At 71.9% G+C, this 17,032-nt stretch carries 14 protein-coding genes; all 14 read right to left on the minus strand.

The genetic code is table 11. The annotated features are described in order from the left end of the window. Positions 1 to 46: 46 nt before the first annotated feature. The 14 genes from ACFV61_RS23015 to ACFV61_RS23080 all read right to left on the minus strand — a co-directional run bounded on the left by ACFV61_RS23015 (position 47) and on the right by ACFV61_RS23080 (position 16,942). A complete protein-coding gene (locus ACFV61_RS23015) occupies positions 47 to 1,387 on the minus strand; it encodes a DivIVA domain-containing protein (RefSeq protein ID WP_063347231.1) in 1,341 nt (446 codons plus the stop codon). Between the two features lie 59 nt (positions 1,388 to 1,446). Next, entirely contained in the window at positions 1,447 to 1,728 is a 282-nt protein-coding gene (locus ACFV61_RS23020; protein ID WP_063347232.1) for a YggT family protein, read from the minus strand. A 99-nt stretch (positions 1,729 to 1,827) separates the two neighbouring features. Then, positions 1,828 to 2,430, minus strand: coding sequence for a cell division protein SepF (locus ACFV61_RS23025; RefSeq protein ID WP_031071810.1), 603 nt, complete (start codon positions 2,428 to 2,430; stop codon positions 1,828 to 1,830). Positions 2,431 to 2,733: 303 nt separating this feature from the next. Continuing rightward, the gene (locus ACFV61_RS23030) at positions 2,734 to 3,540 is read right to left on the minus strand and encodes a YggS family pyridoxal phosphate-dependent enzyme (RefSeq protein WP_079135532.1); all 807 of its coding nucleotides are present in this window, start codon (positions 3,538 to 3,540) and stop codon (positions 2,734 to 2,736) included. Further along, positions 3,540 to 4,271, minus strand: coding sequence for a peptidoglycan editing factor PgeF (gene pgeF, locus ACFV61_RS23035; RefSeq protein ID WP_363368413.1), 732 nt, complete (start codon positions 4,269 to 4,271; stop codon positions 3,540 to 3,542). The genes ACFV61_RS23030 and pgeF overlap by 1 nt, the downstream gene beginning before the upstream one ends. Further along, a complete protein-coding gene (gene ftsZ / locus ACFV61_RS23040) occupies positions 4,268 to 5,479 on the minus strand; it encodes a cell division protein FtsZ (protein ID WP_380341913.1) in 1,212 nt (403 codons plus the stop codon). Before ftsZ ends, pgeF begins: the two co-directional genes overlap by 4 nt. A 363-nt stretch (positions 5,480 to 5,842) precedes the next feature. Then, positions 5,843 to 6,619 (minus strand): cell division protein FtsQ/DivIB, encoded by a 777-nt coding sequence (locus ACFV61_RS23045; protein ID WP_380493645.1) that lies wholly within the window; start codon positions 6,617 to 6,619, stop codon positions 5,843 to 5,845. Next, positions 6,612 to 7,718, minus strand: coding sequence for an undecaprenyldiphospho-muramoylpentapeptide beta-N-acetylglucosaminyltransferase (gene murG / locus ACFV61_RS23050; protein ID WP_063347235.1), 1,107 nt, complete (start codon positions 7,716 to 7,718; stop codon positions 6,612 to 6,614). Before murG ends, ACFV61_RS23045 begins: the two co-directional genes overlap by 8 nt. A 6-nt stretch (positions 7,719 to 7,724) precedes the next feature. Continuing rightward, complete coding sequence (gene ftsW, locus ACFV61_RS23055; protein ID WP_063347236.1) at positions 7,725 to 9,095, minus strand: putative lipid II flippase FtsW; 1,371 nt, start codon at positions 9,093 to 9,095, stop codon at positions 7,725 to 7,727. 68 nt (positions 9,096 to 9,163) lie between these two features. Next, positions 9,164 to 10,618 (minus strand): UDP-N-acetylmuramoyl-L-alanine--D-glutamate ligase, encoded by a 1,455-nt coding sequence (gene murD / locus ACFV61_RS23060; protein WP_380493647.1) that lies wholly within the window; start codon positions 10,616 to 10,618, stop codon positions 9,164 to 9,166. Continuing rightward, the gene (mraY, locus tag ACFV61_RS23065; RefSeq protein ID WP_063347238.1) at positions 10,615 to 11,676 is read right to left on the minus strand and encodes a phospho-N-acetylmuramoyl-pentapeptide-transferase; all 1,062 of its coding nucleotides are present in this window, start codon (positions 11,674 to 11,676) and stop codon (positions 10,615 to 10,617) included. The genes murD and mraY overlap by 4 nt, the downstream gene beginning before the upstream one ends. Beyond that, positions 11,676 to 13,079, minus strand: a complete 1,404-nt coding sequence (gene murF, locus ACFV61_RS23070; RefSeq protein WP_380426407.1) for a UDP-N-acetylmuramoyl-tripeptide--D-alanyl-D-alanine ligase — start codon at positions 13,077 to 13,079, stop codon at positions 11,676 to 11,678. The genes mraY and murF overlap by 1 nt, the downstream gene beginning before the upstream one ends. Beyond that, on the minus strand, positions 13,076 to 14,728 hold the full coding sequence (locus ACFV61_RS23075) for a UDP-N-acetylmuramoyl-L-alanyl-D-glutamate--2,6-diaminopimelate ligase (RefSeq protein WP_079135533.1): 1,653 nt from the start codon (positions 14,726 to 14,728) through the stop codon (positions 13,076 to 13,078). The genes murF and ACFV61_RS23075 overlap by 4 nt, the downstream gene beginning before the upstream one ends. Before the next feature lie 6 nt (positions 14,729 to 14,734). Further along, positions 14,735 to 16,942 carry a penicillin-binding transpeptidase domain-containing protein gene (locus ACFV61_RS23080; RefSeq protein WP_380493649.1) on the minus strand — a complete coding sequence of 736 codons (2,208 nt, stop codon included), beginning with the start codon at positions 16,940 to 16,942 and terminating at the stop codon, positions 14,735 to 14,737. Between the last annotated feature and the right edge of the window lie 90 nt (positions 16,943 to 17,032).

Genomic DNA, 17,032 nt, shown 5'->3' on the forward strand with positions numbered 1-17,032 from the left:
CCCGTGGGTCGAACAGGGGGCGCTCTCAAAAGGCCGTGCTACAACCTCAGTTGTCGCCGTCCTCGTCGATCAGGAAGCCCCGCATCGGCGCCGGAGCCTGCTGCATCGGCTGCGGAGGCTGCGGGCGGACGGCCGCCATCGGCTGCGTCATCCCGGCCGGCTGCATCTGCGGCGCGCCGGTGTTGCCACCGGACGCCTGGCCGCCGAAGCTCGGCGCCGGCGGGTTGCCGCCGAAGGAGCTCTGCCCACCGAACGACGGCGCGTTGCCGCCGAAGGCCGGCTGGTTGCCACCGAAGGCCGGGGCACCGCTCATCGCACCGGCACCGGCCGGAGCCATCGACGAGGCCGCCGGCGGCAGCGACGCGGTGGCGGGGATCCGCGGCGGGGCGAGCGAGTCGTCGGCCTGCGACTCCAGCTGGCGCAGCTGGGTCTCCAGGTACGACTTCAGGCGCGTCCGGTACTCGCGCTCGAACGCCCGCAGGTCCTCGACCTTGCGCTCCAGCGTGGCGCGCGCGGACTCCAGCGAGCCCATCGCGACGCGGTGCTTCTCCTGCGCGTCCCGCTCCAGGGCGTCGGCCTTGGCACGGGCGTCGCGCTCCAGGCCCTCGGCGCGGCTGCGGGCCTCGCCGACGATCTTGTTGGCCTCGGAACGGGCCTCCGAGATCGCCTGGTCGGCGGTCTGCTGAGCGAGCGCCAGAACACGGGCGGCACTGTCGCCACCGGGGCCCTGCTGCTGCATGGGGGCGCCGAGCGGGCCGCCCATCTGCTGCTGCGGCGGGCCGCCCATGGGGCCACCCATCGGCTGCATCTGCTGCTGCTGGCCCATGCCCTGGCCCATCGGGTTGCCCATCTGCTGCGGACCACCGGGGCCGCCCATGGGCTGGAGCATCTGACCGCCCATCGGCTGCACCAGCTGCTGCTGGCCGCCCATGGTCTGGTTCATCTGCTGCTGCTGGCCGCCCATCTGCTGGGGGCCGGCGGGGAGCTGCGGGGCGCCGGAGGGCAGGCCGAGCGGCTGGTTGCCCATCTGCTGCTGCTGCGGGCCGCCCATCTGCTGCTGCTGCTGCGGACCACCGGGGCCCATCTGCTGCTGCTGCGGACCGGGGCCCTGCTGGCCGGGAACCGGCGGGCCGGATATGGCGGCCGGGACGGGGGCGCCGGAACGGGCGTCCTGCGGCGGCTCCTTCCGCATGTTCGCCTGGTTCTGCGCGGCGGCGCGAGTCGCGGCGGCCAGCTTGGCGCGCAGGTCCTCGTTCTCGCGAAGCAGGCGGGTCAGCTCTCCTTCGACCTCGTCGAGGAAGGCATCGACCTCGTCCTCGTCATAGCCTTCGCGCAGGCGGACGGTCGTGAACTGCTTGTTCCGAACGTCCTCGGGGGTCAATGGCATCTCTTCACCTCAACGTGATCGTCGGCACACCGGCATCCTGTCGCATCGCTCACCTACGACTAGGGCCGCACAAGCGAGATCAGGACATACACAATGATCATCAGTACGAAGAAGGACAGGTCGAGCGCCACGCCCCCGAAACGCAACGGCGGAATGAACCGCCGAAGAAGCTTGAGCGGCGGATCCGTGACAGTGTACGTGGCCTCCAGGACCAGGACCATGGCCTTGCCGGGCCGCCACGAACGCGCGAACTGGAAGACCCAGTCCATGACCAGTCGCACAAGCAGGAACACCAGGAAGACGGTCAGGGCGTAGTAGAGCACCGCCCACACGATGTCCATCGCGTTTCCCTCTCCCCGGTTCCGGGCCCTCGGGCCCGCCGCTCGTCACCTGTCGCTAATCCACTGTTGATCAGATCCACACGTAAAGTCGTGGCCGGGTCAGCTCTGGTTGAAGAACCCACCCTCGGCGATCCGAGCCTTGTCCTCCGCCGTGACATCGACGTTAGCAGGCGACAGCAGGAACACCTTCTGTGTCACGCGCTCGATACTGCCGTGCAGACCGAAGACGAGTCCAGCGGCGAAGTCTACGAGTCGCTTCGCGTCGGTGTCGTCCATCTCGGTCAGATTCATGATCACGGGGGTCCCGCCACGGAACTGTTCCCCGATGGTACGGGCCTCGTTGTAGGTTCGCGGGTGCAGCGTGGTGATGCGGTAGGGCTCTCGTTCGTTCACTACCTTGGGCATGATCACCGGGGCGCTCTTCTCCAGGTTGTGGCGGCGTTCGGGTGTGATGGACGACACGGGGGCCATCCTCGGGGTCTCCTGCCGGATCGGCACCGCGGCCGGAACCGGCTGCGGGGTGATCGAGGAGACCGGGGCGGGCGCGGCGGCCGGCCGGGGGATGTCCTCGGTCCGCTGTCCCGTTCGAATCGGCTCGGGGTCCGCGTCGTAGTCGTCGTCAGGGTCGTACCCCTGACCGTCGTACGTCTCGTCCTCCACGAGGCCGAGGTAGACCGCCATCTTGCGCATTGCGCCGGCCATGCTCCTGTCTCCTCCGCTCATAGCCACCTCGCTGGCGCTCGGTGGCGGCTTCGCGAAACGCGCACCTTCCGATGGTCGCTCGCTCTGCTCGCTCCGTGCGGACCGGCTCCGTCCCGGCGGCCAGGCCGTGCGGCCCTGCCTGCGGATTCCGCGGTCCACCCACGACGGCCCGTCAGGCCGACGGCCGGTCAGAGTTCTTGGGGTGGGGGCCGCGGAGCTGCGATCCACGGTTCGCTAGCGCTCCGAGGAGCTGCTAGATTCTGTCCTATTTTGTCCTGCAGTCTGATCTACTACCCGGTGACGTTACCTGAGGGGTGACCTCACTCCGAGTACCGCCGTTCCGACGCGCACATGTGTCGCCCCGGCGGCAATCGCCTGCTCAAGGTCACCGCTCATCCCTGCGGAGACCATGGTGGCAGCAGGATGGGTCGTGCGTACTGCGGTTGCGATTTCCGTCAGCCGCTCGAAGGCGCGGAGCGGGTCCCCGGCGAGCGGACCGGCCAGCGGAGCGACGGTCATCACACCGTCCAGCCGCAGGCCGGGCGTGTCGGCGATCGCGTCCGTGAGTTCCGCGACATCCTCCGGGGCGACTCCGGCCCGGTGGGCCCCCTCGCCGTGCTCCTTGTCCAGGGCCACCTGCACCAGGCAACCCAGCTCCGGGCGCTCGGACTTGAGCACCGCCGCGGAGAGCGACCCGACCAGCCGCAGCCGGTCCACCGAGTGCACGTGGTTCGCGTACCGGACGACCGAGCGGACCTTGTTGGTCTGCAGCTGTCCGACGAAGTGCCAGTCAAGAGGAAGGTTTCTGCACTGCTCTGCCTTGGGTGCGGCGTCCTGGTCGCGGTTCTCCGCGACATCCGTCACACCCAGTCCGGCCAACAGCGCGGTGTCCTCGGCGGGGTAGGTCTTGGTGACGACGACCAGGGTGACCTCGTCGCGCGGCCGTCCGGCAGCCGCACAGGCATCGGCGATCCGCCGCTCGACCACGTCGAGGTTGGTCCCCAGCTCCTCGTACCGGGCCCGCTGCCCCTCCGTCAGGGTCTCCAGCCAGCTCTGGTCGGGAAGGCCGCCGCGACTCCCCGGGAACGGTCCGTAGATGTCGTTCGTCATCAATGATCAGAGCCCAACCAGACGTAGCTCGCGAGCCGGCCGGTGCGCTGCTCGCGGCGATAGGAGTAGTGGTCCGCGGATTCGAGGGTGCAGACCGGTGACCGCACCAACTCGGTGACCCCGGCGGCGGCCAGCTGGGCCGCGACCCCCTCGGCCACGTCCAGCGCCGGCGTTCCCCAGGAGGTCTCGGCGAACGCGGCGGGCACCACCGCGGCGACCTCCGCCCGCAGGCCGGCCGGCACCTCGTAGCACCGACCGCAGACCGCCGGGCCGGTGGCCGCGGCGATCCGGCCGGGTTCGGCCCCCAGTTCGACCATCGCCCGCACGACCGCGGGCACCACCCCGGCCGCCAGCCCGGGCCGGCCCGCGTGGGCCGCGCCCACCACGCCCGCCACCGGATCGGCCAGCAGCACCGGGGTGCAGTCGGCGGTCAGGACGGCGAGCGCCAGCGGCCGGTCGGTGACCACTGCGTCCACCGTGGGGGCGTCCCCCGGCGACTGGCGCTGCGTCACCACGGCGACCTGCGCACCGTGCACCTGGTTCATCCAGACCACGTCGGCCGGGTCGAGCCCGAGCTCCCCGGCGGCGATCGCCCGGTTCTCCCGGACGGTCTCCGGGTCGTCCCCCACCGCCCCGCCGAGGTTGAGCTCCCCGTACGGCGAAGTGCTCACCCCGCCCCACCTGTCGGTGAAGGCGAAGTGAGCACCCGCGCGTACGGCGTGATCGATCACTTAAGGAAATCCGGGACGTCGAGCTCCTCCGCCGGGCTCTCGACGTACGGCTGCCGGACCGGCTGCACCTGCGGCGGCACCGGGGCGGCGGTCACGGTCTCGGTGGCCCGCGGCGAGGAGTGGGTCTCCCCCTCCGAACGGGAGGTCACCGAGCCGATGCTCCCGTAGGACGGCCGGGTGGCCGGACGCTCCGGGGCGGCCGGCGGCGTGGCCGCGGCGGGGGTGGCCTTGACCACCGGGTCGCGGACGATCGCCGGCGGCTGCCCGCCGTCGAAGCCGGCCGCGATGACGGTGACCCGGACCTCGTCGCCGAGCGCGTCGTCGATGACCGCGCCGAAGATGATGTTGGCCTCGGGGTGCGCGGCCTCGCTGACCAGCTGGGCCGACTCGTTGATCTCGAACAGGCCGAGGTCGGAGCCGCCCGAGATGGAGAGCAGCACGCCGCGGGCGCCGTCGATCGAGGCCTCCAGCAGCGGCGAGGAGATCGCCATCACGGCGGCCGCCTTGGCGCGGTCCTCGCCGCGGGCCGAGCCGATGCCCATGAGCGCCGAACCGGCCTCCGACATGACGGACTTGACGTCGGCGAAGTCGAGGTTGATCAGGCCGGGGGTGGTGATCAGGTCGGTGATGCCCTGGACACCGGAGAGCAGGACCTGGTCGGCCGAGCGGAACGCGTCGAGCACGCTGACCTGGCGGTCCGAAATGGACAGCAGCCGGTCGTTGGGGATCACGATGAGGGTGTCGACCTCTTCGCGCAGGCTCGCGATGCCGTCCTCGGCCTGGTTGGCGCGGCGGCGGCCCTCGAAGGTGAAGGGCCGGGTGACCACGCCGATGGTCAGGGCGCCGAGCGAACGGGCGATGTTGGCGACCACGGGCGCGCCGCCCGTGCCCGTGCCACCACCCTCACCCGCGGTGACGAAGACCATGTCGGCCCCCTTGAGGACCTCCTCGATCTCCTCGCGGTGGTCCTCGGCGGCCTTGCGGCCGACCTCGGGGTTGGCGCCGGCGCCGAGGCCCCGGGTGAGTTCACGGCCCACATCGAGCTTGACGTCGGCGTCGCTCATCAGGAGGGCCTGCGCATCGGTGTTGATCGCGATGAACTCGACGCCCTTGAGACCGACCTCGATCATCCGGTTGATGGCGTTGACACCACCGCCGCCGATTCCGACGACCTTGATGACTGCGAGGTAGTTCTGCGGTGCTGCCACGTCGAAGGCCTCTCGCCTCGAATTTCCGGGTCGGTCCGACCCGACGGGGGATCGTACCGACGGATGTCGATGGGTAGGGAGCCTGGTTTCTGACTGAATGTCCGAAATGCCGACCGCCGACCCCAACCCTAAACTTGACCTTTAGGGTTAGTCCTGTGCCTCCGTCACATCACCAGGGGGCACAGTCTGGTGACACAGGACACTAGGTGGCTCCAGGCACGTGTTTCAACGAACACGCCGAGCTTCCCCTTTTCTTTTGAGCCTATGTGATCATCGGCCGGCATATGAAACCGGGGTGACCACCAAGGGTCGGGCCGACACTTCACAGCGTCAACCCCTCCCTCAGGCACAGAACCTACCGGATCATCCCGACACCGCCGGCGCCTCCGGCGCACTCACGTCGAAGTTCGAGCCCTTCTGAGCCATCAACGCGACCAGTGTCCGGGCCTTGCGATCGGTCTGCTCCGGGCTCCCCCAGCGCACCGTCGCACCCCCGCTGAGCTGCAGCTGAATATCGTCGTACGAGTGCACCAGCACCGCTCCGGCCCGCTTCGCCACCTCGGACGGCAGTCCGGCGGCCACCGACACCGCGCCCTGCACCAGCTGCGCACGGGAGATCACCCCGTCCGCGTCCTTCGCCTGCTGACTGAGCCGCAGTTCCACCACCGGCACCCCCTCCGGCGGGGCCGCCTCGGTGGCGAAGCTCACGCCGACGGCGTCCACCTGGGTGAACTGACCGTCCTCCCCCTTGACGGCCGCCACCGCCGTACGCTGGACGACCTTCACCCGCAGGGTGTGCGGCCAGCCCCGCCACACCTCGGCCTTCGCCACCCGGGGGATCGCCTCCACCCGGTGCTGGACGGCGTCCAGGTCCACTCTGGCCAGCGGGCCGTCACCGATCCCGCCGATCGCCTCGCGGACCTGGTCCGCCGTCAGCTTCTCGTCCTTCGGCCCCTGGACCGCGACCTCGCGCACGTCCAGCACCGAGGAGAAGAACACCACCCAGGCCAGCACGCCCAGCACCGCGGCGCCGAGCACGCTCAGCACCACGATGCCCCGCCGGGAGAGCCGGAGCCGAGGAGCGGACTCCTCGGCCTCCAGCTCTTCCTCCAGCGGGTCGGCGAGCCGGCCGTCAGCCACGGCGGCGACCGCCGCGGGAGGCCTGGATGGCCTCGTAGACCATGCCGACCAGCAGGTCGTCGGCGTCCCGGCGGCCGAACTCGGCGGCGGCCCGGCTCATGTCCCACAGCCGCTGCGGGTCGGTGAGCACCGGCAGCACGTTCTGCAGCACCCATTCCGGGGTCAGCTCGGCGTCGTCCACCAGCAGGCCGCCGCCGGCCTTGACCATCGGCTGGGCGTTCAGCCGCTGCTCGCCGTTGCCGATAGGCAGCGGGACGAACGCGGCGGGCAGCCCGACGGCGGCCAGCTCGGCGACGGTCATGGCACCGGCCCGGCAGAGCATCAGGTCCGCCGCCGCGTAGGCGAGGTCCATCCGGTCGACGTACGGCACCGCGCGGTACGGCGGCATCCCGGGGATGTCCTCGACCTGCGGCAGCTCGTTCTTCGGGCCGACGGCGTGCAGGATCTGCACGCCGTACTGCTGGAGCCGCGGGGCGATCGCGGTGACCACCTCGTTGAGCCGGCGCGCGCCCTGGGAGCCGCCGGAGACCAGCAGGGTGGGCAGCCGCTGGTCGAGGCCGAAGTAGTGCCGGGCCTCCGGCCTGGCGGCGCCCCGGTCCAGGGTGGCGATGGTCCGGCGCAGCGGGATGCCGATGTACCGGGAGTCGCGCAGCTTGCTGTCCGGCGTGGAGACCGCGACGAAGTCCGTGTAGCGGGCGCCGATCTTGTTGGCCAGACCCGGACGGGCGTTCGCCTCGTGCACCACGATCGGCACGCCGGCCCGCTTGGCGGCCAGGTAGGCGGGCATCGCGACGTAGCCGCCGAAGCCGACCACGGCGTCCGCGTTGACCCGCTCGATGATCTCCTGGGCGGCCCGGACGGTGCCGCGCAGCCGGCCGGGGACGGTGATCAGCTCGGGGGTGGGCTTACGGGGCAGCGGGACGGCCGGAATCAGCTCCAGCTGGTAGCCGCGTTCCGGCACCAGCCGGGTCTCCAGTCCGCGCTCGGTTCCCAGGGCGGTGATCCCGATGGACGGGTCGTGCCTGCGGAGGGCGTCCGCGAGGGCCAGCGCCGGCTCGATGTGACCGGCGGTCCCCCCGCCGGCGAGTACGACATGCACCGAAATTCACCGCTCCCTGCGTGCCGGCCCCGGGGCCGGGCGCGCTGTGGTTCGTCGTCGTGGCAGCACCCGGGCCAGTCGTCTCCTGATCCGGGAGTTCTTGCTCCGGGCGGCCAGCGCCGCCTTCGCGCCCGAGGTGCTGCGCGCCAGGCACAGCAGCACTCCGATCGCGGACATGGCCGACAGCATGGCGGAACCCCCGTAGGAGAACAGCGGGAGCGGGACGCCCGCGATGGGCAGCAGTCCCAGCGCCGACCCCAGGTTGATCATGGCCTGCGCCATGATCCAGGTGGTGGCGGCTCCCGCGGCGTACCTGACGAAGGGGTCCTTCGTACCGATGGCCACACGGATACCCGCGTAGCCTAGTGCCGCGAAGAGACCGATCACCGACAGCGTCCCCACCAGGCCCAGTTCCTCGCCGGTCGCGGCGAAGATGAAGTCGGTGTGCGCCTCGGGCAGCTGGCCCCATTTCTCCACGCCGGCACCGAGGCCGGTGCCGAAGCCTCCGCCGAGCGCGAACGAGTAGACGCCGTGCAGCGCCTGGAAGCAGGCCCCGTCGGGGTCGGGCTTGGTGACGCCGATGCAGCCCAGGCGCTCCGCCCGGTGCGGGACGCTGATCACCAGCGCGGTGCAGACGACCACGGCCACCCCTACGGTGGCCACGAACAGCCGCAGCGGCGCGCCGACCATCCAGAGCATCGCGAACAGCATCGCCACCAGGATCATCGAGGTGCCCATGTCGCCGCCGAGCATGATCAGCGCGAGCAGCAGCAGGGCGCCCGGCACCAGCGGGACGAGCAGGTGCTTCCAGGTGGTGAGGGTGCCGGCCTTCTGCTTGCGGGCGAGCAGGTCGGCGCCCCAGAGCACCAGCGCGAGCTTGGCGAACTCCGAGGGCTGGAACTGGAAGAAGCCGAAGTCCAGCCAGTTCTGGTTGCCGTTGATCCGCACCCCGATGCCGGGCACGGCGACCAGCGCGAGCGCGCCGATCACCCCGAACATCACCGGGTAGACGATCACCCGCAGCACCGCCAGCGGCACGGAGGCGAAGCCGATCAGCAGGACCAGGCCGAGGATGGCCGCGATCAGCTGCTTGAGGAAGTAGTACTGCGCCGAGTGGTGCTGGCCCAGGGCGAGGATCTGCGAGGCCGAGAAGACCATCATCAGGCCGAGCACCACCAGCAGCAGCGTCGTGCCGATGACGAGCAGGTAGGGCGTGAGCGGCCGGTCCAGCCAGTACCGCACCCGGTACCGGAAGGCCCGTACCCGGGCCAGCGGTCCGGCCGACTTGTACTTGGTCGTGGTGGCCGAGATCACGCGCCACGGCTCGGCGGCCTCCCGCTCCGGTGCTCCGGAACCCGCCCTGCCCTGCCCAGCCACTCCCCGCTCACTCTCTCTTCACGGCTCACCCGCCGCCGGGCCGCGTCGGCCCGGCACGGCCCTTCGGCTCACTCCCCGCGGTCCGCCAGCTGCCGGACCGCGGCGGCGAAGAGGTCGCCGCGCTCGCCGTAGTTGGTGAACATGTCCATCGAGGCGCAGGCCGGTGCCAGCAGCACCGTGTCACCCGACCGGGCGAGCGAGGCGGCCGTCCGGACGACCTCCGCCATCGCCACCGCGCCAGTCTGGCCCTCGGCCGCCTCGATCACCGGGACATCCGGAGCGTGTCGCTCCAGCGCCTCCCGGATCAGCGCGCGGTCCTCGCCGATCAGCACGGCCGCGCGCAGCCGCCCGGCGGCGCCCTGGACCAGGTCGTCGAAGGTCGCGCCCTTGGCCAGGCCGCCGGCGATCCAGACGACCGGCCGGTAGGAGGCCAGCGAGGCGGCGGCGGCGTGGGTGTTGGTGGCCTTGGAGTCGTCGATGTAGGTGACCTCGCCGACCACGCCGACCTCGGCGATCCGGTGGGCGTCCGGGCGGAAGGCCCGCAGGCCCTCCCGGACGGCCTTCGGCTCGACGCCGTACGCCCGGGCCAGCGCCGCCGCGGCGAGCGCGTTGGCGATGTTGTGCGGGGCCGGTGGGTTGACGTCCTCGACGGCGCCCAGCTCGACCGCGTTCTTGGCCCGGTCGGCCACGAACGCGCGGTCCACCAGCAGCCCGTCGACCACGCCGAGGTTCGACAGGGCGGGCGCGCCGAGGCCGAAGCCGATCGCCCGGCAGCCCTCCTCGACGTCGGCCTCGCGGACCAGCGCCTCGGTGGCCGGGTCGGCCAGGTTGTACACGCAGGCGACGGCGTTGCCCTGGTAGATCCGGCCCTTGTCGGCGGCGTACGCCTCCATCGAGCCGTGCCAGTCGAGGTGGTCGGGGGCCAGGTTGAGCACGACCGCCGAGTGCGGGCGCAGCGAGGGCGCCCAGTGCAGCTGGTAGCTGGAGAGCTCGACGGCGAGCACGTCGTAGGGCTCCTCGGCGAGGACCGCGTCCAGCACCGACACCCCGACGTTGCCGACGGCAGCGGTACGCCGGCCGGCGGCGGTGAGGATCGAGGCGAGCATCTGGACGGTGGTGGTCTTGCCGTTGGTGCCGGTGACGGCCAGCCAGGGGGCGGGCTCGCCGGTGGCGGGCAGCGGCCGGCGCAGGCGCCAGGCGAGTTCGACGTCGCCCCAGACCTCGATGCCGGCCGCCGCGGCGGCGGCGAACAGCGGGCGGTCGGGCGCCCAGCCGGGCGAGGTGACGACCAGCCGGGTGCCCTCGGGCAGGCTGTCGCCGTCGCCGAGGCGGACGGTGACGCCGAGCGCCTCCAGCTCGGCGGCCCGGGCGGCCAGGCCCGCGCCGCTGCCGCCGTCCACCACGGTGACGTGGGCGCCGAGGCCGTGCAGGACGCGCGCGGCGCTGATGCCGGAGACGCCGAGCCCGGCGACGACGACGGGCAGCTTCACGAACTGCGAATTGATCAACTGGGGGTTCGTCATCCGGTCCGGTATCCCGCGTAGAAGAGGCCGAGGCCGACGGCCACGCAGAGTCCTTGGATGATCCAGAACCGGACCACGACCAGGACTTCGCTCCAGCCCTTGAGTTCGAAGTGGTGCTGCAGTGGTGCCATCTTGAAGACGCGCTTGCCGGTCATCCGGAACGAGCCGACCTGGATGATCACCGACAGGGTGATGATCATGAAGAGGCCGCCGAGCAGGATCAGCAGCAGCTCGGTGCGCGAGCAGATCGCCAGGCCGGCCAGGGCGCCGCCGAGGGCGAGCGAGCCGGTGTCGCCCATGAAGATCTTGGCGGGCGAGGTGTTCCACCAGAGGAAGCCGAAGCAGGAGCCCATCAGGGCGGCGGCGACCACCGCGAGGTCCAGCGGGTCGCGGACGTCGTAGCAGCTGACGGTCGCGGTGACGGAGTAGGCGCAGCTCTGCCCGTACTCCCAGACGCCGATGAAGGTGTAGGCGCCGAAGGCCATCACCGAGGCACCGGTGGCGAGGCCGTCCAGACCGTCCGTCAGGTTCACGCCGTTGGAGGTCGCGGCGATCATGAAGTAGGCGAAGATGACGAACAGCACGGGGCCGATCGACCAGCCGTAGTCCCGCACGAAGGACAGGTGCTGGGACGCCGGGGTGAGCCCGCGGTCGTCGTGGAACTGCAGCGCCAGCACGGCGAAGGCCAGGCCGACGATGGACTGGCCGGCCAGCTTCGCCTTGGCCCGCAGACCGAGCGAGCGGCGCTTGACCACCTTGATGTAGTCGTCCAGGAAGCCGACCAGGCCCAGACCCGCCGTCAGGAAGAGCACCAGCAGGCCGGAGGCGGTCGGGCTCTCGCCCGTTATCGCCTTGGTCCCGAAGTAGGCGATCAGGGTCGCCAGGATGAAGGCGATGCCGCCCATGGTGGGCGTGCCCTTCTTGCTGTGGTGCGCCTTCGGCCCGTCGTCACGGATGTACTGGCCGTAGCCCTGCCGGGCGAGCAGCTTGATCAGGGCGGGGGTGCCGGCCAGCGACAGGATCAGGCCGATCATGCCGGAGAAGAGGATCTGCTTCATTACGCGGCCACACCGTCCGAGAGGAGGGCCTCGGCCACCTTCTCCAGCCCCACCGAACGGGACGCCTTCACCAGGACCACATCCCCCGGCCGAAGTTGACTGCGCAGCAGCTCGACCGCCGCGTCCGCGTCGGACACCAGCACCGACTCCTCACCCCACGAACCTTCGTTCCTCGCGCCGAGTTCCATGCAGGCCGCCTCGCGTCCACCGACCGCCACCAGCTTGGTGACGTCCAGTCGGACGGCGAGCCGCCCGATGGCGTCGTGCTCGGCCAGGCTCTCCTCGCCGAGCTCCCGCATCTCGCCGAGCACCGCCCAGGTGCGGCGGCGCTCCGGGCCGCGTCCCCCCATCGAGACCAGCGCCCGCAGCGCGGCCCGCATCGAGTCGGGGTTCGCGTTGTAGGCGTCGTTGACGACGGTGACACCATCGGCCCGGTCGACGACCTCCATGCGCCAGCGGGACAGCGCACCCGCTTCGCCCAGGGCGGTCGCGGTGTCGTCGACGGACATCCCGAGCTCCACCGCCACCGCAGCGGCGGCGAGGGCGTTCGAGACGTGGTGCTCACCGTACAGGCGCAGCTGCACGGGCGCGGAACCGGCCGGGGTGGTGAGCGTGAAGGACGGCCGTCCGGCGGCGTCCAGCTGAACGTTCGTCGCCCGGACGTGGGCGTCCGGGGATTCCCCGAACAGGACCACCTTCGCCCTGGTACGGCTGGCCATCGCGCGCACCAGCCGGTCGTCCGCGTTGAGGATCGCGGCGCCGTCGGCGGGCAGCGCCTCGACGAGTTCGCCCTTCGCCTCGGCGATCGCCTCCTGCGAGCCGAACTCGCCGACGTGCGCGGTGCCGACGTTCAGCACCAGGCCGATCCGGGGCGGGGTGATCGAGGTGAGGTACTCGATGTCGCCCTTGTGCCGGGCGCCCATCTCCATGACCAGGTGCCGGGTGCCGGGCTCGACCCGCAGCGCGGTCATCGGGTGGCCGATCTCGTTGTTGAGCGAGCCGGGCGGGTAGACCGTGTCGCCGATGCGCTGCAACAGCTGCGCGATCAGGTCCTTGGTGCTGGTCTTGCCGGCCGAGCCGGTCAGCGCGACGACGGCGGTGCCCTCGGCGCGGGCGACCACGGTCCGGGCCAGCTTGCCGAGCGCGTCCACCACACTGTCGACCAGGACGGCGGGCACGCCGACCGGGTGGTCGGCCAGCACCGCGACGGCGCCGGCCCCGACCGCGACGGCGGCGTAGTCGTGGCCGTCCACGTGCTCGCCGACGAAGGCCGCGAACAGGCCGCCGGGGCGCACCTTCCGCGAGTCGACCTCGACCGGGCCGGTCACCAGGGCGCCGGGGTCGGCGCCGTCCAGGGTGCCCCCGACTGCGGCGGCCACCTCGGCGAGGGTCAGTGCGATCACTGCTGCTCTACTCCTCGGTCGCCCCGGGCGGCCGTGGTCTGCGTGATGGATTCGCGCAGCACCTCCCGGTCGTCGAAGGGGCGGATCTCGTCTCGTACGTACTGGCCAAGTTCGTGGCCCTTGCCGGCCACCAGCACGGTGTCCCCGGCGTGGGCGCGGGCGACGGCGATCCGGATCGCCTCGGCCCGGTCGGGGACGACCAGGACGGTCCCGCGCTCGGCCTCGGGCACCGCTGCGGCGCCGGTCAGCATGCTGGCGAGGATCGCCAGCGGGTCCTCGCTGCGCGGGTTGTCGCTGGTCAGCAGGGCGGTGTCGGCGAGCCGGGCGGCGATGGCGCCCATCGGGCCGCGCTTGTGCGGGTCGCGGTCTCCGCCGCAGCCGACGACGACGTGCAGCCGGCCCTTGGTGACCTCGCGCAGCGAGCCGAGGACGGCCTGGAGGGCGTCCGGCTTGTGCGCGTAGTCGACCACGGCGACGAACGCCTGTCCGGCGTCCACCCGCTCCAGCCGGCCCGGCACGCCGGGCACCGCGGCGACGCCGGCCACGGCCCGCTCCAGCGGCAGGCCGGCGGCGACCAGCAGGGTGATCGCGGCGAGCGCGTTGGCCACGTTGAACGGGCCGGGCAGCGGCACGGCCGCGTCGGCCTCGGCGCCGTCCGGGCCGAGCACCCGGAAGGTGGAGCCGACCGGGCCGAGCTGGACGTCCACGGCCCGCCAGTCGGCCTCGACGGCGCCGGTGGCGGAGAAGGTGGTCACCGGGATCTTGGCCTCGGCGGCCAGCCGGCGGCCGTACTCGTCGTCCACGTTGACCACGCCGTGGCGGGACTTGCCGGGCTGGAAGAGCCGGGCCTTCGCCTGGAAGTAGTCCTCCATGTCCGGGTGGAAGTCGAGGTGCTCGGGGGTGAGGTTGTTGAACAGGGAGACGTCGTACGTCACCCCGTCGGTGCGGCCGTAGACCAGCGCGTGGCTGGAGACCTCCATGGTCACCGCGTCCGCGCCGCGCTCGGCCATCACGCCGAGGATCGCGTGCAGGTCGGTGGCCTCGGGGGTGGTGCGCTCGCTCTTGATCCGCTCGTCGCCGACCCGCATCTCGACGGTGCCGATCACCCCGGGGGCGCGCCCGGCGCCGAGCAGGCCGCCCTCGACCAGGTAGGAGGTGGTGGTCTTGCCGTTGGTGCCGGTCAGCCCGATCATCAGCAGCCGCTCGGAGGGGCGGCCGTAGACGGCTGCCGCGAGCTCGCCCATCCGGGCCCGCGGCCGGTCGACGACCAGCAGCGGCAGGCCGGTGCCGGCCGCCAGCTCGGCGCCGGCCGGGTCGGTGAGCAGCGCCGCCGCGCCCGCCGCCGCGGCCTGGGCCGCGAAGGCCGCGCCGTGGTGGTTGGCGCCGGGGAAGGCCACGTACACGTCGCCGGGGCGCACCGCCCGGGAGTCGTGGGTGACGCCGCTGACGAGGCCCCCCTCGACGGGGTCGAGGCCCAGCTGGCGGGCCAGTTCGGCGAGCGGCAGGGCGGCGGTCCCGGCCGGGCGGGGCGGACTCACGGTGATTTGATCGGGTTTCGGCACGGCGGGAAGGCTATCCGCCGAAGGGTGTCCAGGGCCAAACCGGCCCTTCGCCGCGCCGCCGTCCGGCCCGACCCGCTCGTTGCTCATGCTCGCTCACGGCTTCCACTCGACGGGCAGGTTGGGCGCCTCGCTGCCGCTCGGCGGGACCTGCATGGTCTTCAGGGTGAACTCCATCACCTGCTTGAACACCGGTCCGCACAGCTGGCCGCCGAAGTGGCCGTTGACCGGCCCCTGGAGGGTGCAGGAGACGGTGTACCGGGGGGCGTCGGCGGGGGCGAAGCCGATGAAGGAGGCGGTGTAGCCGTCGTAGCCGACGCCGTTTGCGGCCCCCCGGTTGGCGGTGCCGGTCTTGCCGGCGACCCGGTAGCCGGGGATGGCGGCCTTGCCGCCGGTGCCCTGCTCGTCGTCGACGACCGACTCCAGCATCGAGGTGAGGGTCTTGGCGGTCTCTTCGCTGACCACCCGGGTCTGCTCGCCCGGCGGGGTCGCGGTGTACTTGCCGTCCGGGCTGGTGGTGCCCTGGACGATGCTGGGCGCGACCCGGACGCCGCCGTTGGCGATGGTCGAGTACACCGAGGTGGCCTGCAGCGCGTTCATCTGCATCGGGCCCTGGCCGAAGGAGGTGTTGTACTTCTCCGAGGCGACCAGGTCCTCCGGCTTCTTGAGCTTCCCGGCCGTCTCGCCGGGGAAGTTCAGGCCGGTCGGCTGGGCGACGCCGAACTTGCGCATGTAGCTGTCCAGGATCTGGTTGGCCTTCAGCTGGTCGCCGTCGCCGAGCGTCTCCATGGCCTCGATGGTGCCGATGTTGGAGGACTTGGCCAGCACCCCGGCCAGGGTCAGGTACCAGGTGTTGTGTACGACGTCGTCCTTGAACTGCTGGCCGGCCCGGACCAGCGGGTAGGGCACCGTGACCTTGGTGTCCCAGGTGGCCTTGCCGGTGTCCAGAACGGCTCCCAGGGTCATCAGCTTGGCGGTGCTGCCCGGCTCGTACGCGTCGACCAGCGCGGCGTTGCCCATCTGGGACTGCTTGGCGGTGCTCAGGTCGTTCGGGTTGAAGCCGGGCGCGGTGGCCATCGCGAGGACCTGACCGGTCTTCACGTCCTGGACGACGACGTAGCCCTTCTCCGCCCCGGAGTTGGCGACCTGGTCGGTGAGCGCCCGCTGGGCGGCCCACTGGATGTCCCGGTTGATGGTCAGCTTCACGTCGGTGCCGGGCACGGCCGGGTCCATCGAGCCCCCGGCGGTGGGCACCAGCCGGCCGCCCGCCTGGGCGTAGCTGCTGTGCCCGTCCTTGCCGGCCAGCTGCTTCTGGTACTGGAGCTCCAGGCCGCCGGCGCCCTCGCCCTCGCCGTTGACGAAGCCGACCAGGTTGGCGGCCAGGCCGTCGGCGGGGTAGATCCGCTTCTGGGTCTCCCGGTTGAACACCCCGGCCAGCGGGTTGGCGCACTCGTTGTCGACCCGGGTGCGTCCGCCCTGGTCGGCGGCCTTGGTCAGCTGCCGCTTCTGGGCCTGGCAGGTCCGCGAGCCGGCCTGCTTCTCCAGGCCCGCCTTGAGGTCGCTGATCTGGCTCTTGGTGGCCGGGGTCTGCTGGGCGGCGAGCCGCTTGTAGCGGGTCTTGGGGGTGTGCAGGTCGGCGGCGATCTTGTCCTTGGGCACGCCGAGGATCGGCGACAGCAGGGCGGCCGCCTGCTCCGGGGCGTCCGGGATGCCGGTCGCCGCCGGGGTGAACATCGCCGGGTCGGCGGTGATGTCGTACGCGTCGACGGTGGCGGCCAGCGCCACCCCGTCGGAGGACGTTATCGAGCCGCGCTCGGCGGTGATCGGGATGTTCAGGTAGCGGTTGGTGTTGGCGTCGGCGGCCAGCGCGTCGGAGTCCAGCAGCTGGAGCTGCACCAGGCGGCCGGCGAACACCGAGAACACCAGCGACATCACCACGGTGATCACCCGCAGGCGGCGCTTGGGCTCGGCCAGCCGGAGCGCCTTGGGGCGCTGCGGGCGGCGCGGCCGGACGGCGGCCTGGCTCCGGGCCGGCGGGCGGCCCTCGGGGCGGCGCTGCTGCGGTGCCCGGGGCGTACGGGCGACGGCGGCCTTGGCGGGCTGGCCCTTGGCCGGCTGCCCCTTCGCGGGCTGCCCCTTGACGGGCTGTCCCTTCGCGGACTGTCCCTTGACGGGCTGTCCCTTCGCGGGCTGGGCCTTGCCGGCGGACTGGCCGCGCGGCGCGGCCGCGCGGGGCGCGGCGCCCTTGGACGGCTGGCGGCGGCCGTTGCCGGAGCCTCCGGACGGCTGACGTGGCGTGCTCATCGGCCCGCACCTCCGGTCGACGGTGCGGGCGCGGCGGGGGAGGCCGGGTTGAGCTGGACCACGGAGGCACCGGCCGTCGCCGCCGGACTC

The sequence above is a fragment of the Kitasatospora sp. NPDC059817 genome (assembly GCF_042731835.1).
Lineage (GTDB): Bacteria > Actinomycetota > Actinomycetes > Streptomycetales > Streptomycetaceae > Kitasatospora.